17 protein-coding genes and 1 riboswitch are annotated in these 20,839 nt (G+C 69.0%); of the genes, 3 read left to right on the top strand and 14 right to left on the bottom strand.

Translation table 11 applies throughout. The annotated features are described in order from the left end of the window. Nucleotides 1-2: 2 nt before the first annotated feature. The 6 genes from GVY64_RS03715 to GVY64_RS03690 all read right to left on the bottom strand — a co-directional run bounded on the left by GVY64_RS03715 (nucleotide 3) and on the right by GVY64_RS03690 (nucleotide 3,954). Nucleotides 3-584, bottom strand: a complete 582-nt coding sequence (locus GVY64_RS03715; RefSeq protein ID WP_159838704.1) for a dihydrofolate reductase family protein — start codon at nucleotides 582-584, stop codon at nucleotides 3-5. 64 nt (nucleotides 585-648) lie between these two features. Next, nucleotides 649-1,509, bottom strand: coding sequence for a bifunctional DNA-formamidopyrimidine glycosylase/DNA-(apurinic or apyrimidinic site) lyase (gene mutM, locus GVY64_RS03710; protein WP_159838702.1), 861 nt, complete (start codon nucleotides 1,507-1,509; stop codon nucleotides 649-651). Nucleotide 1,510: 1 nt separating this feature from the next. After that, entirely contained in the window at nucleotides 1,511-2,224 is a 714-nt protein-coding gene (rnc, locus tag GVY64_RS03705; RefSeq protein WP_159838700.1) for a ribonuclease III, read from the bottom strand. Between the two features lie 22 nt (nucleotides 2,225-2,246). Next, nucleotides 2,247-2,429 carry a 50S ribosomal protein L32 gene (gene rpmF, locus GVY64_RS03700; RefSeq protein WP_014987105.1) on the bottom strand — a complete coding sequence of 61 codons (183 nt, stop codon included), beginning with the start codon at nucleotides 2,427-2,429 and terminating at the stop codon, nucleotides 2,247-2,249. A 52-nt stretch (nucleotides 2,430-2,481) separates the two neighbouring features. Beyond that, entirely contained in the window at nucleotides 2,482-3,111 is a 630-nt protein-coding gene (locus GVY64_RS03695) for a YceD family protein (protein WP_159838895.1), read from the bottom strand. Between the two features lie 96 nt (nucleotides 3,112-3,207). Beyond that, nucleotides 3,208-3,954 carry a DivIVA domain-containing protein gene (locus tag GVY64_RS03690; RefSeq protein WP_159838893.1) on the bottom strand — a complete coding sequence of 249 codons (747 nt, stop codon included), beginning with the start codon at nucleotides 3,952-3,954 and terminating at the stop codon, nucleotides 3,208-3,210. Nucleotides 3,955-4,334: 380 nt separating this feature from the next. Between GVY64_RS03690 and GVY64_RS03685 the strand changes: the two genes are divergently transcribed. Beyond that, a complete protein-coding gene (locus tag GVY64_RS03685; protein ID WP_159838698.1) occupies nucleotides 4,335-4,853 on the top strand; it encodes a GtrA family protein in 519 nt (172 codons plus the stop codon). 89 nt (nucleotides 4,854-4,942) lie between these two features. Here the strand turns inward: GVY64_RS03685 and coaD are convergent, their stop codons facing one another. From coaD to GVY64_RS03670, 3 genes are read right to left on the bottom strand one after another with little or no spacing between them, the layout of a single operon-like run. Continuing rightward, nucleotides 4,943-5,428 carry a pantetheine-phosphate adenylyltransferase gene (gene coaD, locus GVY64_RS03680; RefSeq protein ID WP_159838696.1) on the bottom strand — a complete coding sequence of 162 codons (486 nt, stop codon included), beginning with the start codon at nucleotides 5,426-5,428 and terminating at the stop codon, nucleotides 4,943-4,945. 52 nt (nucleotides 5,429-5,480) lie between these two features. Then, on the bottom strand, nucleotides 5,481-6,044 hold the full coding sequence (gene rsmD / locus GVY64_RS03675; RefSeq protein ID WP_159838694.1) for a 16S rRNA (guanine(966)-N(2))-methyltransferase RsmD: 564 nt from the start codon (nucleotides 6,042-6,044) through the stop codon (nucleotides 5,481-5,483). Further along, entirely contained in the window at nucleotides 6,041-9,445 is a 3,405-nt protein-coding gene (locus tag GVY64_RS03670; RefSeq protein ID WP_159838692.1) for a pyruvate carboxylase, read from the bottom strand. Before GVY64_RS03670 ends, rsmD begins: the two co-directional genes overlap by 4 nt. 264 nt (nucleotides 9,446-9,709) lie before the next feature. Beyond that, nucleotides 9,710-9,939, top strand: a riboswitch (cobalamin riboswitch). Between the two features lie 148 nt (nucleotides 9,940-10,087). Here GVY64_RS03670 and metE point away from each other — a divergent pair. Next, nucleotides 10,088-12,358: a 5-methyltetrahydropteroyltriglutamate--homocysteine S-methyltransferase gene (gene metE, locus GVY64_RS03665; protein WP_159838891.1), complete on the top strand. Its 2,271-nt coding sequence runs from the start codon at nucleotides 10,088-10,090 to the stop codon at nucleotides 12,356-12,358. Between the two features lie 329 nt (nucleotides 12,359-12,687). On the opposite strand, the gene GVY64_RS03660 is transcribed toward metE, so the two are convergent. The 4 genes from GVY64_RS03660 to GVY64_RS03645 all read right to left on the bottom strand — a co-directional run bounded on the left by GVY64_RS03660 (nucleotide 12,688) and on the right by GVY64_RS03645 (nucleotide 16,917). After that, nucleotides 12,688-13,059 (bottom strand): nuclear transport factor 2 family protein, encoded by a 372-nt coding sequence (locus GVY64_RS03660; protein WP_159838690.1) that lies wholly within the window; start codon nucleotides 13,057-13,059, stop codon nucleotides 12,688-12,690. A 96-nt stretch (nucleotides 13,060-13,155) separates the two neighbouring features. Next, nucleotides 13,156-14,280, bottom strand: a complete 1,125-nt coding sequence (locus GVY64_RS03655; protein WP_159838889.1) for a bifunctional 2-methylcitrate synthase/citrate synthase — start codon at nucleotides 14,278-14,280, stop codon at nucleotides 13,156-13,158. A 5-nt stretch (nucleotides 14,281-14,285) separates the two neighbouring features. Beyond that, entirely contained in the window at nucleotides 14,286-15,194 is a 909-nt protein-coding gene (gene prpB / locus GVY64_RS03650) for a methylisocitrate lyase (protein ID WP_159838688.1), read from the bottom strand. A 199-nt stretch (nucleotides 15,195-15,393) separates the two neighbouring features. Next, on the bottom strand, nucleotides 15,394-16,917 hold the full coding sequence (locus tag GVY64_RS03645) for an MmgE/PrpD family protein (protein WP_159838686.1): 1,524 nt from the start codon (nucleotides 16,915-16,917) through the stop codon (nucleotides 15,394-15,396). Nucleotides 16,918-17,064: 147 nt separating this feature from the next. On the opposite strand from GVY64_RS03645, the gene GVY64_RS03640 reads away from it, so the two are divergent. Beyond that, nucleotides 17,065-18,486 carry a short-chain fatty acyl-CoA regulator family protein gene (locus GVY64_RS03640; protein ID WP_201297888.1) on the top strand — a complete coding sequence of 474 codons (1,422 nt, stop codon included), beginning with the start codon at nucleotides 17,065-17,067 and terminating at the stop codon, nucleotides 18,484-18,486. Nucleotides 18,487-18,556: 70 nt separating this feature from the next. On the opposite strand, the gene recG is transcribed toward GVY64_RS03640, so the two are convergent. Next, a complete protein-coding gene (gene recG / locus GVY64_RS03635; RefSeq protein WP_159838684.1) occupies nucleotides 18,557-20,839 on the bottom strand; it encodes an ATP-dependent DNA helicase RecG in 2,283 nt (760 codons plus the stop codon).

Genomic DNA, 20,839 nt, shown 5'->3' with positions numbered 1-20,839 from the left:
TGCTACGGCACCCGGCTGTACTTGACGAACGCCACGCCGTCCTCGAACACCGTGCTGGTGATCACCCGGAACTTGGCCGGCTCCGGCAGCCGCGACCCGGCGCCGAACAGCGCGCGGCCGCGGCCGAGCACGATCGGGTAGAGCTTGAGGAAGATCTGGTCGATCTCCGGCAGCAGCACCTGCGCCAGCTCGCCACCGCCGCACAGCCAGATGCCCAGTCCGCTCTCTCGCTTGAGTGCACGGACCTTCTCGACCGGGTCCGCCGAGATCAGCTCGATGGCCGGATCCGGGCTCTCGGGCAGGGTGGTCGAGACCACGAACTGCCGCAGGTGCGCGTACGGCGCCGAAGTGCCGGTGCGGACACCGAAGTCGTGCGTCTTGCGTCCCATCAGCACTGTGTCGAAGTAGCGATTGCGTTCCTCCACCCCGATCGCCTCACGCACCTTGGTAGGCAGTGTCTCGGGGTACTGCGCAGTGATCGACGGACCGTGATCGCCGCCGACGGGGAAGAAATCGACCGAGCCGTCCTCGGTGGCGATGAATCCGTCAATGGTCGACGCGACGTAATAGGTGAGCTTGCGCATGCTTCCCTTCCTCACGGTCGGCTGACATTCCGAACCGCCCTGAGGAAACGGTAGCTCGCCCGCGCTAACGACGACGAGGCTTCGGCTGGCAGCGCGGGCAGGAGTAGGACGAGCGGTTCATGAACCGCTCCCGGATGATCGGCGCGCCACACCGGCGACACGGTTCGTGCTCCCGACCGTATACGGCGAGCGCGCGTTCGAAGTAGCCCGACTGGCCGTTGACGTTCACATAGAGCGCATCGAACGACGTGCCTCCCGCGGCGAGCGCTTCGCCCATCACCGCGCCGACGTCGGCCAGCAGCCCGCGCACCGTGGGCCGCGACAGCCCCGAGGCGAGCCGGCCACCGTGAAGCTTCGCACGCCACAGCGCCTCGTCGGCGTAGATGTTGCCGATCCCGGAGACGACGCCTTGATCGAGCAGGACGCGCTTGATCTCACTCTGCTTGCCCCGGATGACGGCGACCACGGACTCGACATCGAAACGCGGGTCCAGCGGGTCGCGGGCGATGTGCGCCACCGGCTGCGGCAGCAGCGTGCCGTCCACCTCCACCAGCGGGGCGAGCGCCCAGCCGCCGAAGGTCCGCTGGTCGACGAAGCGCAGCTGGGTGCCGTCGCCGAAGGTGGCGCGGATGTGCGCGTGCTTCTCCAACGGCGCGTCGGCGGGCTGGACCAGCATCTGACCGCTCATGCCGAGATGCACGACCAGGGCCGCTTCCGGGTCGTCGAAGGTGAGCCAGAGGAATTTGCCGCGCCGCTCGGCGGACTCGACCTTCAGGCCGGTCAGCCGGGCGGCGAGATCGGCGGCGCCTTCGAGATGGCGGCGCACCGAGCGGGGATGGGTGATCGCCACCGATTCGACGACCCGGCCGACCACGTTTTCGGCGAGCCCGCGGCGCACGACCTCGACCTCGGGTAGTTCGGGCACGTCAGGTTTCGGCGGTCAGCGCCTCGTAGGCGGCCCCCGCGGCCTTCTGCTCGGCTTCCTTCTTGGACCGGCCGACGCCCTGCCCGTAGGCCCGTCCGCCGACCACCGTGGTGGCGGTGAATTCCTTGTCGTGGTCCGGCCCTGTCGAGGTGATCTCGTAGCTGGGCACGCCGAGACCACGCTCGGCGGTGAGTTCCTGCAGGCTCGTCTTCCAGTCCAGGCCGGCACCCATGCGCGGGCCGCGCTCGAGCAGTTCCGCGAACAGCCGCAATACCACGGAGCGGGCCACTTCGATGCCGTGCTGCAGATGCACGGCGCCGAGCAGCGACTCCATGCCGTCGGCGAGGATGCTCTCCTTGTCTCGGCCGCCGGTGAGTTCCTCACCTTTGCCGAGCAGCAGGTGCGAACCGAGGCCGCCTTCGCCGAGCCCGCGGGCCACTTCCGCGAGGGCGCGCATGTTCACCACGCTCGCGCGCAGTTTGGCCAGCTCACCCTCGCTCTTGGAGGGATGTTCGTGGTACAGCCGTTCGGTGATGCTCAGCCCGAGCACGGAGTCGCCGAGGAACTCGAGACGTTCGTTCGTCGGCAGACCGCCGTTCTCGTACGCGTACGACCGATGGGTCAGCGCGAGACGCAGCAGGTCCGGCTGGACATCGACGCCCAACGCGGCGAGCAGGCTCGCGTGTTCACCGGACGAGTCGGGTTCGTCGGTCACGTTGCTACGACAGGTCGAACGATCAGACCGCGGCGGTGACCTGGCGGCCCTTGTAGGTGCCGCAGGACGGGCAGGCGATGTGCGGGAGAGTCTTCTCGCCGCAAGCGCGGTTCGGGCAGGTGATCAGGGTCGGCGCGGTGGCCTTCCACTGGCTGCGCCGCGACCTGGTGTTGGAACGGGACATCCGGCGCTTGGGAACGGCCACGACTACTTCTCCTCTGTCTGATTGCTCTGCCGGTTCGGCTGATCGGTCTTGCTCAGTGGTCTCGGTCGGCCGCACCCTCGTCGGGGCTGCCGGTGCCGGGCGATCCGGAGGCGTATTCAGCCAGTCCGGCCCAGCGAGGGTCAAGTATCTCATGCCGGTGGTCGGATCCCGCAATCGCCATCCGTACGCCGCATTCCGGGCACAATCCCGCGCAATCGGGCGTGCACAGCGGCTGCAGCGGCAGCTCGAGGCCGACGGCGTCGATCACCACGGGCTCCAGGTCGATGAGGTCGTCGACCATGCGGTAGACCTCGTCGTCCTCAGTGGTCTGCTCGGTGGTGCTGTCCGGGTAGGCGAACAATTCGGTCAGCCGCACGGTGATCTCGTCACCGAACGGCTCGAGGCAGCGCGAGCACTCGCCTTCGACCGGCGCGGACACCGTGCCGGTGACCAGCACACCCTCGGACACCGCCTGCAACTGCAGGTCGAGTTCCACCTGCGCGCCCACGGGAACGGCGTTCAGATCCAGTCCGATCCGCTGCTCGGTGGTGACGGTGCGGTGCAGCTCGCGCATGGTCCCCGGCCTGCGACCGATGCTGCGGGTGTCCAGCACGAAACCACCGTCCGGCGGCCGGCGCTTGGCCGACTGCGGACGCGACGCGGAACCGGAACCGGCGGACATCACGAACTCACTCACGATCGAGGGATACGGGCAACCACTCAACAATACGCGATCATGCGGTACGGACCCAAACCCGCCCCACCCCGTTCGATGCCGCTACCTGCGGAATTCGCCGGCGTAGTCGGGTGCGCCCGCCCCGCTGCGCAACTGATGCCGCCCCCGTCCGACCGTGCGCAGCGTGCTGGTCAGCGTCTCCTCGAAATCGGCCAGCCGGGAGTCGACGTAGTGGTCGCATTCCTCGCGCAGGCGATCGGCTTCGGCGTGCGCGGCGTCGATCACCCTGGCCGATTCGGCGTGCGCGGCGCGGACCACCTCGGTCTGCGTGACCAGACGCTCCTGCTCGGCGAGCCCCTCGGCGACGGAACGGTCATAGGCGGCCTTGCCCGCCTCGATCATCCGCTCGGACTCGACGCGCGCCCGTCCGGTCACCGCCTCGTATTCGGCATTGCCGTCGGCCACCACGCGGTCGGCTTCCTCCTGGGCGGAGGCGACGAGACGATCGGCGTGCGCGCTCGCCTCGGCGACCATGCGGTCGGCATGCGCCTTGGCGTCGGCCAGGATGCGGTCGGCCTCCTCGCGCGCGGAGCCGATGGTGCGCTCGGCCTGCTCGTTCGCGCCGGTCACGGCGGTCTCGGCCGCGGTCCTGGCATCGGAGACGATCTTGTCGCGATGGTCGAGCACGTCCTGGGCGTCGTCGAGTTCACCGGGCAGCGCGTCGCGCACGTCGTCGAGTAGCTCGAGCACGTCGCCGCGCGGCACGATGCAGCTGCGGGTCGGCGGGATGCCGCGGGCCTCTTCGACAATGGCGACCAGTTCGTCGAGCGCTTCGAATACGCGATACATGCTCACTACCCTCCTGCGGACTCACGGCGAAACTTTCCGCCGAGCCCCAGTGTGCCCGTCGTCACCGCTCGTGCCGAGTCACTTTCCGGTGTGTCGGCCCAGTGTCTCGCACGCCACAGAAATCAAGTGGAGACTGCCTCTCCGCTTCGTGTTACATTTTTCTGGAAGGTCGACCAAGATCTTCACCACCTACCGCGATCCCCGGATCGTGGACCAGGAAGCCGGAGGTACGGGCAACCTGCCGTCGAATGTCGACAGGCTCCGACGCGTCAGCGATCGCTGATTGCGCGCGAGGAACGGAACCTGCCAAGAGTCGACGGGGGCGGGCGATCACCATCGCCGTTGTCTCTGCCGAGGGCCTGTGTTCGATCGGAAAGACGATGACTGTTCTGGAACTACCCCGACCGGGTGGAGGGAGCGCCACCAGCTTCTTCGTGCCGTGGGTGGGCCCATACCCGGTGTTGCCGACGAGCTCGGTCGCGACCAGGTTCGGACAGCTCACCCGCTATCTGCGCGGCGATCGCGCCTTCGCGCAGCTGATCCGCTTCGCGCTGGTCGGCGGGTCCAGCAACATCGCCTACGTCCTGCTGTTCTTCGGCATGCACGGCGTCGGACCACTGGTCGCCAACGTCGTCGGCTCCATCGTCAGCACGATGATCGCCAACGAGCTGCACCGTCAGCTCACCTTCCACGCCGCGGCACGGGTCGGCTGGTTCACCGCCCAATGGGAAGGCGGCGGACTCGCGCTGGTCGGCCTCGGCGTCACGACCGCGGCGCTGGCCGCACTCGGCCTGTGGGCTCCCGGCCTCGGAGACACCGCGCAGGCCGCCGCCATCCTGGCCATCACCGCAGCGGTCGGTGGCATGCGCTTCCTCGCCCTGCGCGGCCTGGTCTTCTAGGGGGACCGCCTCGCCGGGTCGCTACTCCGCCGCCGCACCGGTGTTCGCAGAATGTGCCGGTGCGGGGCGGGGTGCCTGCGGGTTCACCGTCAGTTCTTGCGCTCGGCCAGACGGTCGACGAGGCGCTTGTGCACCGAAGGGGGCAGCATGTCGGTGACGTCGCCGCCGTACGCGGCGACCTCCTTGACCAGTGAGCTGGACAGGAAGCTGAAGGACGGGTTGGTGGCGATGAAGAACGTGTCCACCCCGGAGAGCTTCTTGTTCATCTGCGCCATCTGCAGTTCGTAGCCGAAGTCGCCCGCGTCGCGCAGACCCTTCACGATCGCGGTGATGCCCTGCTCGCGGGCGAAATCCACCGTCAGGCCCTGCCACGACTCCACCCGCACGTTGCCCAGGTGCGCGGTCGACTCGCGCAGCATTTCCATGCGCTCCTCGACGGTGAACATGCCCTGCTTCTTCGGATTGATCATGACGGTGATGACGACCTCGTCGAACTGGGCCGCGGCCCGGGTGAAGACGTCGAGATGTCCGTAGGTCACGGGGTCGAACGATCCGGGGCACAGTGCTCCTGCCATGAGGCGACGCTAGCAGGACATACCCGGCCGGGCGCGAGTGGCCGGTCCGCGTCTAGGCTTCCGGCTCGTACTCCGCCAGATCGATGCGGGTTTCGCCGTATCGGCGCGACTTGGCCGGGACGAAGCCTGCGGGCCAAGCCGTTTCGGGCGACCGCGCCGAACGCTCCAGCACGACGAACGCGCCGGGACGCAGCCAGCCGCGCTCGGTCAGCGACCGCAGGTCGGCGAGCACCGCCGCGTTGTCCACCGCGTAAGGCGGGTCGGAGAACACCACGTCGAAAACGCCCGCCCCGCCCAGTTGCAGCACACTGGCCACGGTCCCGACGCGCAATTCCGCGCCGGGCAACCCCAGCTCGGCGATATTGCCGCGGACCACCGCCGCCGCCTTGCGGTCGGACTCGACCAGCAGCGCGTGCTGCGCGCCGCGCGACAGCGCTTCCAGCCCGAGCGCGCCGGAACCCGCGTACAGGTCCAGCACCCGCGTGCCCGCGAAGTCCAGCCTGGCGTCCAAGGCGCTGAACAGCGCCTCCCGTACCCGGTCGGAGGTCGGCCGGGTGCCGGCGGGCGGCACCCGGAGTCGCCGCCCGCCCGCCGTCCCCGCGACGATCCGCGTCATCCGGCGGACGACTCCCGGACCGTCAGCTCGATGAGCAGGTCGCCGCCTTCGACCTGTTGCACGGCGCCGATGGCGACGCGGCCGACGGTGCCCGCCCGTGGCGCGGTGATCGCGGCTTCCATCTTCATCGCCTCGATGGTGCCGATGGTGTCGCCCGCCGCGACCGAATCGCCTTCGGACACCGCGAGAGTGACGACACCGGCGAACGGCGCCGCGACATGGCCGGGGTTGGCCTTGTCGGCTTTCTCCGCGGCCGGGATCTCGCTGGCGATCGAGCGGTCGCGCACCGACACCGGCCGCAGCTGTCCGTTGAGGATGCACATCACCGTGCGCATGCCGCGCTCGTCGGGTTCGGAGATGGCTTCCAGGCCGATGAGCAGCGTGACGCCCTTCTCCAGTTGCACCCGGTGTTCCTCGCCACGGCGCAAACCGTAGAAGAACTGGTTGGCCGACAGCCCGGAAGTGTCGCCGTACTTCTCGCGGTGGGCGAGGAATTCGGCGGTGGGACCGGGGAACAGCAGCCGGTTCAACGTCGCCCGCCGCTCCTCGGAGCTGCCCGCCAGGCCCTTTTCGTCCGCGGGCGTCAACGGTGTCTCCGGCTTGGCCGCGCTGCGCCCGGCCAGCGCTTTGCTGCGGAACGGTTCGGGCCAGCCGCCTGCGGGTGTGCCGAGTTCGCCGCGCAGGAACCCGATCACCGAATCCGGGATGTCGTAGCGGCCCGGATCGGCGGCGAAGTCCTCCACCTCGACACCGGTGCCGACCAGCGCCAGCGCCAGGTCACCGACGACCTTCGAGGACGGTGTGACCTTCACCAGACGCCCGAGCAGCCGGTCGGCGGCGGCGTATTTCGCCTCCACCTCCTCGAACCGGTCGCCCAACCCGAGCGCGATCGCCTGCTGGCGCAGGTTCGACAACTGACCGCCGGGGATCTCGTGGGTGTAGACGCGTCCGGTGGGCGCGGGCAACCCGGACTCGAACGGCGCGTAGACCTTCCGCAACGCCTCCCAGTACGGCTCCAGGTCGCACACCGCCTGCAGGTTCAACCCGGTGTCGTATTCACTGTGAGCGGCCGCGGCGACGATCGCCGAGAGCGCGGGCTGGCTGGTGGTGCCTGCCATCGCGGCACTGGCGCCGTCGACGGCGTCGGCGCCGGCCTGCCACGCGGCCAGATAGGTGGCCAGCTGCCCGCCCGGGGTGTCGTGGGTGTGCACGTGCACCGGCAGGTCGAAATTGCTGCGCAACGCCGTGACCAGCGTGGTCGCGGCCGGGGCGCGCAGCAGGCCTGCCATGTCCTTGATCGCCAGCACGTGCGCGCCCGCGTCGACGATCTGCTCGGCCAGCTTCAGGTAGTAGTCCAGGGTGTAGAGCGACTCGTCCGGATTCGACAGATCCCCGGTGTAGCTGATCGCGACCTCCGCGATCGCGGTCCCGGTCTCGCGGACCGCGTCGATGGCCGGGCGCATCTGGTCGACGTTGTTGAGCGCGTCGAAGATCCGGAAGATATCGATGCCCGTCGCGGTCGCCTCGGAGACGAACGCGCGGGTCACCGCCTCCGGATACGGGGTGTAGCCGACGGTGTTGCGGCCGCGCAGCAGCATCTGCAGGCAGATATTCGGGATCGCCTCCCGCAACGCCGCCAGCCGCTCCCACGGGTCCTCGTAGAGGAACCGCAAGCCCACGTCATAAGTCGCGCCGCCCCAGCACTCCACCGACAACAGCTCCGGCGTCAACCGCGCCACATGCCCCGCCACCCCGAGCAGGCCGTTGGTGCGCACGCGGGTGGCCAGCAGCGACTGATGCGCGTCACGGAAGGTGGTGTCGGTGACGCCGACCGCCTTCTGCTCGCGCAACGCCCGCGCGAAGCCTTCCGGTCCCAGCCGCAGCAGCCGCTGCCGGGAGCCGTCCGGCGGCGGCACGCTCGGATCGATCGCGGGCAGTTTGTCGTGCGGGTACACCGTGGTCGGCCGCTCACCGTGCGGCTTGTTCACGGTGACGTCGGCCAGATAGTCGAGGATCTTGGTGCCGCGGTCGGCGGACTGCCGCAGCGTCAGCAGCTGCGGGCGCTCGTCGATGAACGAGGTGGTGACCCGGCCCGCCTTGAAGTCGGGATCGTCCAGCACCGCCAGCAGGAAGGGAATGTTGGTGGCCACACCACGGATCCGGAACTCCGCCAGCGCCCGGCTCGCCCGCGCCACCGCCGCACCGAAGTCGCGGCCCCGGCAGGTGAGCTTGACCAGCATGGAGTCGAAGTAGGCTCCGATCTCGGCGCCCAGGTTGGCCCCACCGTCCAGGCGGATGCCCGCGCCGCCGGGTGTGCGGTAGGCGGTGATCCGGCCGGTGTCCGGACGGAACCCGTTCGCCGGGTCCTCGGTGGTGATCCGGCACTGCAATGCCGCACCCCGGATGGTCACGGCGTCCTGGCTCAGACCCAGCTGCTCGAGCGTCTCCCCCGCGGCGATGCGCAGCTGTGACTGGACCAGGTCGACGTCGGTGATCTCCTCGGTCACCGTGTGTTCCACCTGGATGCGCGGGTTCATCTCGATGAAGACGTGGTTGCCGCGCTCGTCCAGCAGGAACTCCACGGTGCCCGCGCACGAGTAGCCGATCTGCCGGGCGAAGGCCACCGCGTCGGCGCAGATCCGCTCGCGCAGGGCGGGGTCCAGATTCGGCGCGGGCGCCAGCTCGATCACCTTCTGGTGCCTGCGCTGTAGCGAGCAGTCCCGCTCGAACAGGTGCATCACATTCCCCTGCTGGTCGGCCAGGATCTGCACCTCGATGTGACGGGGATTCACCACCGCCTGCTCCAGGAACACCGTCGGGTCGCCGAACGCAGACTCCGCCTCCCGGGAAGCCGCCTCGATCGACTCGCGCAGCTGCTCGGGCGCGGCGACCCGGCGCATCCCGCGCCCGCCGCCGCCGGCGACGGCCTTGACGAAGATCGGGTATTCCAGCTCGTTCGCCGCGGCCAGCAGCTCCTCCACGTCCGACGACGGTGCGCTCGAACGCAACACCGGCAGACCGGCCGCCCTGGCCGCCTCGATGGCGCGCGCCTTGTTACCCGCCAGTTCGAGCACCTCGGCCGACGGGCCGATGAAGGTGATGCCCTCCCGGGCGCATGCCGCCGCCAGATCCGGGTTCTCCGACAGGAATCCGTACCCGGGATAGATGGCGTCGGCGCCCGCGGACTTGGCCGCCTCGATGATCGCCTCGATCGACAGGTAGGCCCGCACCGGATGGCCGGGCTCGCCGATCTGATACGACTCCGCCGCCTTCAACCGATGGACCGAATTGCGGTCCTCGTACGGGAACACGGCGACCGTCCCGATGCCGAGTTCGTAAGCCGCGCGGAAGGCTCGGATGGCGATCTCGCCACGGTTGGCAACCAAGACTTTCGAGAACATTGACCTAAGGTACCCGGCTGCGTGAACCGCACCGACACGGAATCCCCCTTCGCGAAGTTTTTCACAAAGCCGACTAGCACCGTTGCGAAGTTGCGTTCACCGTGCCGACACAAATGCGGCGCGCCGGCAACCGGTGCGCCGCCGCGCGACCGGGTCCGGTTCGACGCGCTCGCCCCATCGCGTCCTATGCTGAGGAGGCAGCTGGTTCACCGCAGCGCGACGAGATGGAGCCCCGACGTCGCGCCACGGAGTCGAGCCCGCCCGTGCGGCGACGTCACGGCGGGTGAGAGGGAACCCGGTGGGAATCCGGGACTGTCCCGCAGCGGTATGCAGGAACGACCGCCGTCACCAGGCACTGAGTTCACCGGGCCGGAAGGCTCCGCGACTCGGGAAGCGACGGCCAGTAGGTCGGCCATCGGGAGCACTCCGGCGTACGCCGGCCCGCACGGCCGGTGCCCGCGAGTCCGAAGACCTGCCAGCCGTGCCGAGTACGCCGTACCCGGCGGCCACCGCCTCGTGGATTGGGCGCGCGGATCACCAGCTGACGTGTCGGGCTCCTCGGCCGGGAACATTCACCGGCATGTCATCAGGTTCTCCGCCTGCCCGTAAGGCGATGGCTTTCGTCCTCAGCAATGGAGAAACATCGTGACTGTTGCACAGCAGAAGCCGTTCACCGCGACGGTTCTCGGGCTTCCACGAGTGGGGCCACGACGCGAACTGAAGCGGGCTACCGAAGCCTATTGGGCGGGCAAGCGCGACGCGGGCCGGTTGCACGCCGCGGCGCGCGAGCTGCGGCAGGCCCAGTTCGCCGAACTGCGCGCCGCGGGCTTGGACTCGATCCCCGTCGGCACGTTTTCCTACTACGACCACATGCTCGACACCGCCGAGCTGCTGGGCGCGCTGCCGCCCCGGGTCGCCGGGATCACGGATCCGCTGGACCGGTATTTCGCCGCCGCCCGTGGCACCGACACGGTCGAGCCCTTGGAGATGACCAAGTGGTTCGACACCAACTACCACTACCTGGTGCCGGAAATCGGCCCGGAGACCGCGTTCTCGCTGCATCCGGAGAAGCTGCTGACGGAACTGCAGGAGGCGCTCGAGCTGGGTGTGCCCGCGCGGCCGGTGGTGATCGGCCCGCTCACCTTCCTGAAGCTGGCGAAGGCGACCGGCGGCCAGGCACTCGCCCGGCTGATCGAACTGCTGCCGCTCTACCGGGAACTGCTGCGCAGGCTCGCCGTCACCGGCGCCGAGTGGGTGCAGATCGATGAGCCGGTGCTGGTCACCGACCTCACCGCAGAGGAAATCGACCTGCTGCAGGTCACCTACGAGGAACTCGCCGACGCCACCGAGCGCCCGGCGATCCTCGTCGCGACCTACTTCGGACAGCCGGACGCCGCTCTCGGGGCGCTGGCCCGCACCGGGATAGAAGGAGTAGCCCTCGACTTCACCTCCGGCGTCGACATCGCCGCGGTGGCGGCCGTGCCGGCGCTGACCGGCAAGCTGGTCGTCGCCGGTGTCGTGGACGGGCGCAACGTTTGGCGCACCGATCTCGACCGAGCCGTGGCCACGCTCGGTTCGTTACTGGGATCCGCCGGGCACGTGGCGGTTTCGAGCTCGTGCTCGTTGCTGCACGTGCCGTACACGCTGGCCGGGGAGACCGGGTTGGACGAGCGTCTGCGGTCCTGGCTGGCGTTCGGCGCCGAGAAAGTGACCGAGATCCGGCTGCTCGCGACCGGCCTGAGCGAGGGCGCGGAGGCGATCGACGCCGAATTGGCCGCGGTCCGCGAGGCGCTGGCGTCGCGGACGTCGGATCCGCGGCTGAACGATCCGGGAGTGCGCGCGCGGCTGGCGGCGCTCGGGCCGGACGCCGCCCGCCGCGCGCCCGCCGAACAACGGCGGGAACTGCAACGGGACCGTTTGCGGCTGCCTGCACTGCCGACCACGACGATCGGTTCCTACCCGCAGACCTCGGCCATCCGGCTGGCGCGCGCCGCGCTGCGCAAGGGCGAGATCGACCAGGCGGAGTACGTGCGCCGGATGCGCGCCGAGATCGCGGAGGTCATCACGCTGCAGGAAGCACTGGGGCTGGATGTGCTGGTGCACGGCGAGCCGGAACGCAACGACATGGTGCAGTACTTCGCCGAGCATCTCGACGGGTTCGCGGCGACCGAGCACGGGTGGGTGCAGTCCTACGGGACACGCTGCGTGCGGCCGCCGATCCTGTTCGGAGACGTCGCGCGGCGGAAGCCGATGACCGTCGACTGGATCGAGTACGCGCAGTCGCTCACCGACAAGCCGGTGAAGGGCATGCTGACCGGGCCGGTGACCATTCTGGCGTGGTCGTTCGTGCGCGACGACCAGCCGTTGGGCGAGTCGGCCCGCCAGGTGGCGCTGGCCATCCGGGACGAGACCGTGGACCTGGAGTCGGCGGGCATCCGGATCATCCAGGTCGACGAGCCGGCCTTGCGCGAACTGCTCCCACTGCGCGCGGCCGACCAGCCCGGGTATCTGGAGTGGTCAGTGCAGTCGTTCCGGCTCGCGACCTCCGGGGTGTCCGATGCGACGCAGATCCACACGCACCTGTGCTACTCGGAATTCGGCGAGGTGATCGAAGCGATCGCCGGGCTGGACGCCGATGTCACGTCCATCGAGGCGGCGCGGTCCCGTATGGAGGTGCTCGACGACCTGAACGCCGCGGGATTCGACCTGGGGGTCGGCCCCGGTGTGTACGACATCCACTCGCCGCGGGTGCCCAGCGTGGAGGAGATCACCACATCGTTGCGGGCGGCGCTGAAAGCCGTTCCGGCCGAACGGCTGTGGGTGAATCCCGACTGCGGGCTGAAGACCAGGGGACGCACCGAGGTGGAAGCCTCCCTGCGCAACATGGTCGCCGCCGCGGCGGCGGTACGGTGAGTTCGACCGCCGATCGATGATCGGTGCCCCCTTCGCCTGTCGAAGGGGGCACCGAATCGACTACGCCGTCAATCGGATTCCGGCTCCGGTCGCGGGGGCTGCCGCCGCCGTAAGGTGTACCGATCACACGGTTCCTCCCGCCGCGTCACCGGCAACTCCCGCGCCCGCGCCCGCATCCCCCGCCGCCATGCCGTATGACACCCGGAACAACGCTCCATCGGCTACCCCTCCTCACAAGTCGACCACGACACCGTCTTTCCCTCTTGCCTACTTTCGACGCACCCACCACTGATTCGGTTCCGAGCAGGGGAAGGAATTTTCCGACGTCGCTACAGGCCGAAGGCCCGGTTGATGGCGGCCATGTCGAAGTAATCGCGCCATACGGCGATCTCGCCGTCGGCGACTTCGAAGAAGCCCATGACCGGGAGCGGAGTCTCGCGGCCTGCGGAGCGGAGGGTGTCGGTGCGCTCGTTCATCACCACCGTGCCGGAGGCGACCTGGTGGTGGATGTCGAAGTCGATGGCGTCGAAGGTGGTCAGAAAACCCGCGATGAAGTCGCGGATGGCGGTGCGGCCGACGATGGGTTCCATCGGGATGTTGTGGTAGACGGCATCCTCGGCGAAGTACGCGCTGATCCGATCCGGATCGGGGTCGGACCAGCTTCGGCACATCGCACGCACGAGTTCGTCGGGATCGGGCATTCGTTCTGCTCACTTCCTGCTGCCGGACGCCGGACCGGATAATTCAACCAAGCAATTGCTCGGCACGGAAGGGGGTGCGCCCGTCGGCCGCTCCGGTCAGCGGCTGACCGCCAAGTCGCGTTGCGGGACGCCGATGTACTCCGACAACGGCCGGATCAGCGCGTTGGATGCCGTCTGCTCGATGATGTGCGCGGTCCACCCGGTGATCCTGCTCATCACGAAGATCGGCGTGAACATCGCGATGTCGAAGCCCATCAGGTAGTAGGCGGGGCCGGTCGGGAAATCCAGATTCGGCTTGATGCCGGTGGCCTCGTCCATCGCGCGTTCCAGCGCGACGCACACCCGCAGCCACCGCTCGCCGCCGGTCACCGCCGCGACCTGCGCCAACTGTGCCCGCATGGTCGGCACCCTGGAGTCGCCGTTCTGGTAGACCCGGTGCCCGAACCCCATTACCTTCTGCTTGTCCGCGAGCTTCGCGCGCAGCCATTCGCGGGCTCGTTCCGGTTCGCCGATCTCCAGCAGCGCGTGCATGACGGCCTCGTTGGCACCGCCGTGCAGCGGGCCTTTCAGCGCGCCGATCGCGGCCGTGACCGCGCTGTAGATGTCCGATCGGGTCGAGGTGACCACCCGGGCGGCGAAGGTCGAGGCGTTGAAACCGTGCTCGGCGTAGAGGATCAAGGAGGCCTCGAACGCCTCGACGATCCGGGGATCGGGCACGGCGCCGAAGCACATGTTCAGGAAGTTCTCCGCGAAACCCAGGTGAGGATGCGGCGCGACGAAATCCAGTCCGCGCCGCCTGCGCATGTCGGCCGCGATGACGGTGGGCAGCATCGCGGTCAAGCGCAGCGCCTTGGCCTGCAGCACCCGCAGGCCGGGAGCGCCGGTGAGATCCTCCTCCGGGTCCTCGGCTCCCAGATAACTCACCACCGTCCGCACCACGTCCATCGGATGACAGGAGTCGGGCATCTTTTCGATGAGCGACAGCACGGATCGCTCGATCCGGCGCTGGGCGCGCTCGCGTCTGCACAGCAGTTCCAGTTGCGCGGCGTCCGGTAGTTCGCCGTACCAGAGCAGGTAGGCGACCTCCTCGAACCGGCAGTGCCGGGCCAGATCCGGCACCGCGTAGCCGCGATAGGTCAGGGAGTTGGTCTCGGGTACCACCTTCGAGACGGCGGTGGTGTCGGCCACCACGCCCGCCAAGCCCTTCTTGATCTCGGTCATGTCGTTCACTCGCTCACGGTGAAGGTGAATATTCCTGCGTCGAATTCGCTGTAGCGCTCATAGCGCAGCAGTTCGTAGAGGCGGGACCGGTGCTGCATACGGTCGAGCAGTGCGGCCTGGGTGCCGGTGCGGTCGATGTCGCGCAGCCCGTTCTCCACGGCGTGCATGGCCAGTCGCAAGGTGGTCACCGGATAGATGACGGCGTTGTAGCCGAGCTCTTCGAGCACAGGCGCGGGCAGCAGTTCCGACTTGCCGAACTCGGTCATGTTCGCCAGCAACGGAACCTGCACGGCAGCACGGAATCTCGCGAACTCCCCGGCGTCGGCCAGCGCTTCGGTGAAGATCAGGTCCGCACCGGCGTCGGCGTAGGCCTTGGCCCGATCGATCGCCGCGGCCAATCCTTCGGTCGCGCGGGCGTCGGTGCGGGCGCAGACGACGAAGTTCGGGTCGCGCCGAGCCGACACGGCGGCGCGCAACCGCCGCACCATCTGCTCGACCGGCACCACGGACTTGCCGTCGAGATGCCCGCAACGCTTCGGGTCGACCTGGTCCTCGATGTGGCAGCCCGCCAGCCCCGCGTCCTCCAGGACAGTCACGGTGCGCGCGGCGTTCATCGGCTCCCCGAAGCCGGTGTCGGCGTCGATGAGCACCGGAAGCTCCGTCGTGCGGGCGATCTGCTGCCCGCGGGCGGCCACTTCGCCGAGGGTGGTCAGCCCGATGTCGGGCAGGGCCAGCTCGGCCGCCAGCGCCGCGCCCGAGACGTACACGCCTTCGAACCCGATCTCCTGGATCATCCGGGCCACCAACGGGTCGAAGGCACCCGGCAGTCGCTGGATGCGCCCGGAGGACAGACCGGCCCGGAACGCCGTGCGCTTCTGTTCCGCGCTCGCCGCCGACGACAGCAGGCCGGTCACCGGACCCACCGCCCGGCGCCCAGCACAGCACGGCTTCGCGTGGCAGGCAGATCACGGGCATCGCCGTCGCTCGCCGCGGTACCCGCCCCGGCGGCTCGCGCGTGCCGGATTCTCGCCGCGGGCAGGCCGCGACCACCTGCCACAGCGAGCACGTCACCATCGCCCGGCCGGCGATCCCGGAAGAGCATCGGCGCGCGCATCAGAAGACTCCTTCCGGAATCCGCGGCGCTCGGCTCAGCACCTGCTCGGACACGGTGAAACTCAGCTGGTCCAGCTCCCCGGGCGCCAGTTCCGGCGCGCGCTGCGCCACGTCGAGGAAACGCTCCTGCTCGTCCTCGTCGAGCACACCCTCGGCCAAGGCCCGGAACTTGGCGATGTACTGCGCCCGGCCGAAGGGACGCGCCCCCAGCGGATGCGCGTCGGCGACCGCCAGTTCGTCGACGATCGTCTCCCCGTCCCGCAGCGTCACGACAGCTCGTGCGCCGAACGCCTTCTCGCGAGGATCGGTGGCGTGATAGCGGCGGGTCCATTCCGGATCCTCGGTCGTACTGATCTTGCGCCACAGCGCGACGGTGTCCGGCCGTCGCGCCCGCTCCGGCGCGTACGACCGCTCGTGGTGCCAGGTCCCGTCCTGCAGCGCGACCGCAAAGATATAAGGAACCGAATGGTCGAGGGTTTCGCGACTGGCGTGCGGATCGAACTTCTGCGGGTCACCGGAACCCGTGCCGATCACCACGTGCGTGTGGTGACTGGTATGCAGCACGATCGAGGCGATCTGCTCCGGGTCGCCGATCCGCGCGCGCATCCGGCGGGCCAGATCGATCGGCGCCTGGCTCTGGTATTCGGCCGAGTGCTCCTTGGTATAGCTGTCCAGGATGGCCCGCTTGGCCTCGCCCGGACCGGGCAGCGGCACCCGGTATTCGGCATCCGGCCCGCCGAGCAGCCGGGCGATCACGCCGTCGGCGCCTTCCCAGATCGGCGCGGGCGCACTCTCGCCCCGCAGCGCGCGATCCACCGCCTCCACCGCCGTCTTCCCCGCGAACGCCGGAGCGAACGCCTTCCAGCTGGAGATCTCGCCTTTGCGGGATTGCCGCGTCGCCGTGGTGGTGTGCAGCGCTTGACCGAGCGCCTGGTAGATGGTTTCGGTATCGAGCCGCAGCAGCGTTCCGATGCCGGCCGCGACGGAGGGGCCGAGGTGGGCGACATGATCGATCTTGTGCTCGTGCAGGCAGATCCCGCGGGCCAGATCGATCTGGATCTCGTAGCCGGTGGCCAGCCCGCGGATCAGGTCGGCGCCGCTGCGGCCGAGATGCTGGGCGACGGCGAGGATCGGTGGGATGTTGTCACCGGGATGCGAATACTCCGCGGCGAGGAACGTGTCGTGGAAGTCCAGCTCCCGCACCGCGACGCCATTGGCCCAAGCAGCCCATTCGGGCGAAACTCGCTGCGGGACAGGAAAACCGAACACCATCGCGCCTCGGCGGCCTGCGCGCGGCGAGTAGGGCTGCGCGGTGGCCTGGGCGCGCGCCGCGGCCACCGGGCGGCGTGTGAGCGACGCGGCGGCTACCGCGGCGTTGTCGATGATCCGGTTGACGATCATCGCGGCGACTTCGGTGGTGACTTCGATCGGGTCCGCGGCCACTTCGGCGATCTTCGTCGCGAGATGCTCCGCGCGCGGGAACTCCTCGGCGGCGGAACGGGCCCGTACGGTGTGTATTTTCATGCATCCTCCACGACAGGGCGGCAAAACCTCTCTTCGCACGCTACGCAGATCGCATACATTGCTGAACACCTTGCAAAAGCATATTTTCGTGGGTAATAACGCGTGTTTTTGCAATGATTGCGAATAATCGCAGCTACCATCGTGCACGTGCGCAAGATGTATGCGGGCGCCCGGCTTCGGCGATTGCGCGAAGAGCGGAGGATGACTCAGGCGGCTCTGGCGAAATCGCTGGACTTGTCGCCGAGCTATCTCAATCAGCTCGAGCGCGACCAGCGCCCACTCACCATTCCCGTACTGCTGAAACTCAATTCCACCTTCGACCTGGACGTCCAGTTCTTCGCCGCCGATTCCGACGCGCGTCTCGTGTCGGACCTGCACGAAGTACTCATCGACGCCGCGGGCGGGCACACCGCCCCGCTCACCGAGGTGGAGGAGCTGGCCACCCGCCAGCCGGAGGTCGCGCGGATCGTCGTGGCGATGCATCGCCGACTGCGCGCCGCCACCGATCAGCTCGATCTGCTCTCGGCGCGGGTCTCCGCGCCCGCGGGCGCGCCCGGAGTGCCCATGCCCTACGAGGACGTGCGCGACTTCTTCTACGACCATCACAACCACATTCCGCAGCTCGACATCGCCGCGGAGCAACTGTTCGAGAACTCCGGGCTCACCATCGGCTCGCTGGATCGCCAGCTCGCCCGCATCGCCGAGGAACGCGCCGGGGTCACCGTCCTGGTGCGCGGCGACGGCGCCGACCCCACCGTCCCCAAACGGCACTACGAACCGGAGACCCGGACGCTCACGCTCGCTCGCCGGTTGCGGCCCGGCCAGCGCGCCTTCCAGATCGCCACCACGCTCGGCTTCCTGTTGTACGGGGCCGAACTGGATGCCGTGCTGGCCGAAAGCCCGTCGCTGAGCGGCGAGTCCCGCACACTCGCACGGATCGGGCTGGCCAATTACTTCGCCGGCGCGCTGGTGCTGCCGTACGGGCGATTCCTGCGCTCCGCCGAGGAACTGCACTACGACATCGACCTGCTCGGTCTGCGTTTCGAAGTCGGCTTCGAGACCATCTGCCATCGGCTCAGCACGCTGCAGCGGCAGGGCCAGCGCGGCGTCCCGTTCTTCTTCGTGCGCACCGACCGAGCGGGCAACATCTCCAAGCGTCAGTCCGCGACCGCGTTCCATTTCTCCCGGGTCGGCGGCAGCTGCCCGCTGTGGGTGGTGCACGAGGCGTTCTCCAACCCCGGCCGCATCCTGACCCAGGTGGCCGAGATGCCCGACGGCCGCCGCTACCTGTGGGTTGCCCGCACCGCGGCGATCGCCCCGCACGGGTTCGGCACCGCCGCGAAGAACTTCGCGATCGGCCTCGGCTGCGATGTCGAATACGCCGACCGCTTGGTGTACTCGGCCGGATTGCAGTGGGACGACCCGGCGGCCTCGGTCCCGATCGGGGCCGGCTGCAAGGTGTGCGAGCGTCCCGCGTGCCCGCAGCGCGCCTTCCCGCACATCGGCAGTCCGCTGGCGGTCGCCGAACACACCAGCACCGACCTGCCCTATCCGCGGCTCGGGCGGTGACCGTGGCGATGTGGCCGGGTTCGTCCACCCCGTAGCTCGCCCCGATCGGCCGCGCCGACGTCGAGCGGCGTCAGGACTTGGCCAGGTACTCCAGCCGCTCGGAGTCCACCGCCGCGTGCATCATCCCGGCCAGACCGGGGTGCTTGCGCAGGCCCGGGTCGGACGCCACCACGGCCCTGGCGAACTCCTGGGCGGCGGTGATCACCTCCAGATCGTCCAGCAGCGACAGCAGCCGCAGTGACCGGGCCGTGCCGGACTGGGCGGCGCCGAGCACGTCACCCTCACGGCGGGTCCGCAGGTCGAGCACCGACAGTTCGAAGCCGTCGGTGGTGGCGGCGACCGCGTCCAGGCGCGCCATGGCCGACCCGCCCGGCGCGGCATCCGTGACCAGCAGGCACAATCCGGGGTGCTCGCCCCGGCCGATGCGGCCGCGCAACTGATGCAACTGACTGACGCCGAACCGGTCGGCGTCCACGATGACCATCACCGTCGCGTTGGGCACGTCCACGCCGACCTCGACCACGGTGGTGCACACCAGCACGTCCACCGATCCGTCGTTGAAGGCCCGCATCACCTGATCTTTCTCGTCGGCGGGGAGTCTGCCGTGCAGCAGCCCGACGCGCAGGCCGGACAGCGGTCCGCCGCGCAGCATCTCGAACACGTCGAGCACCGCCTGGGTGGTCGGGCCCTCCTTCCCGCCCTCGCCGGACTTCGAGCGTCCGTTGCGCGACTTGCCCGCCGTCTCCTCGTCGTCGCCGATGCGCGAACACACCACATACGCCTGGCGACCGGCGGCGACCTCCTCCACGATCCGCTCCCAGGCCCGATCCACCCAGTTCGGGTGCAGCCGGCGCGGCACCACCTTGGAGACGATCGGCGAGCGGCCTTTCGGCAATTCGGTCAGCGTGGAGGTCTCCAGATCGCCGAGCGTGGTCATGGCGATGGTGCGCGGGATCGGGGTCGCGGTCATCACCAGCAGATGCGGGCTGGTGCCCGCTTTCGCCTTGGCGCGCAGCGCGTCTCGCTGTTCCACCCCGAAACGATGCTGCTCGTCGACCACCACCATGCCGAGATCGAAGAACTCGACATTGTCCTGGATCAGCGCGTGCGTGCCGATCACGATGCCCGCCGCACCGGTCACCGCCTCCAGCAGCGCGGCCTTCTTGGCGGCGGCCGACATCGACCCGGTCACCAGCACCACGCGGGTGGCGTGGTCGGCCGCGCCCAGCTCGCCCGCGGCGCCCAGCTCGCCGAGCATGCCGCGCAGCGACCGATAGTGCTGCGCGGCGAGCACTTCCGTCGGGGCGAGCAGCGCGCACTGCAATCCCGCGTCCACCACTTGCAGCATGGCGTGCAAGGCCACGATCGTCTTGCCGGAGCCCACCTCGCCTTGCAGCAACCGGTGCATCGGCTGCTCGCGAGCCAGGTCGGCCGAGATCTCGGCCACGACCTGCTGCTGCCCCGCGGTCAGATCGAAGGGCAGGCGCTGGTCGAACGCGGCGGCGATGCCGTCGGCGCGCGGAACGCAGGCACGCGCCCGGCGCCCGGCCACCTCGTGCCTGCGCTCGGCCAGCACCAACTGCAGGGCCAGCGCCTCGTCGAAACGCAACCGGTCCTTGGCCTGGTCGATATCGGACTTGCGCTCGGGCAGGTGGATCAGGCGTAGCGCGTCGGACAGGTTCGGCAGCGCGCGCTCGGCGCGCACGTCCTCCGGCAGCGGATCGTCGAGCGGGTCGAGCTGGTCGAGCACCTGCCGAACGCAGGCCAGCACGTCCCAGCTCTGCACCTTCGCGGTCGCCGGGTAGACCGGGATGAACTCGCGTTCCATGAACGATGTGTCCACCCCGCCCGCACCTCGCGCGCTCTGCGCGAGGCCGCGCAGATCTCCGCCGCCGCGCACCTTGGTCAGCGCACCGACCGAGTCGGTGTCGTCCTCGGTCTCCGGCAGGATCAGGTAGCCGGGATGGCTCAAATTCCACTGACCGGGGCGCCAGTAGGTCACCGTGCCCGACATCATCGCCCGCAAACCCGCGCGGACCACGTGTTTCACCTTGTCGCCATGGAAGAAGGTGACGTCGACGCCGCGTCCGGAGCCGGTGTCGAGGACCACCTTCAGCAACGACCCGCGGCGGTTGCGCATCGGCCGCAGTTCGGCCTTGGTGATCCGGCCGATGACGGTGATGTGCGAACCGTCCTCGGGCGCCTCCTCGGTGAGCGGCTGCCCCTGCGTCGCGTACCGCAGGGGATAGTGCCGCAGCAGATCCTCGACGGTCTGCATGTCGAACGCGTCCGCCAGCGAGGCCGCCGCTTTCGCCCCGAGGATGTGGTCGAGCCGATCGCTCAGTGTCGCCAT

This window comes from Nocardia sp. CY41, assembly GCF_009829325.1.
Classification (GTDB): domain Bacteria; phylum Actinomycetota; class Actinomycetes; order Mycobacteriales; family Mycobacteriaceae; genus Nocardia.
This window is presented reverse-complemented; position numbering and strand designations above follow the sequence as displayed.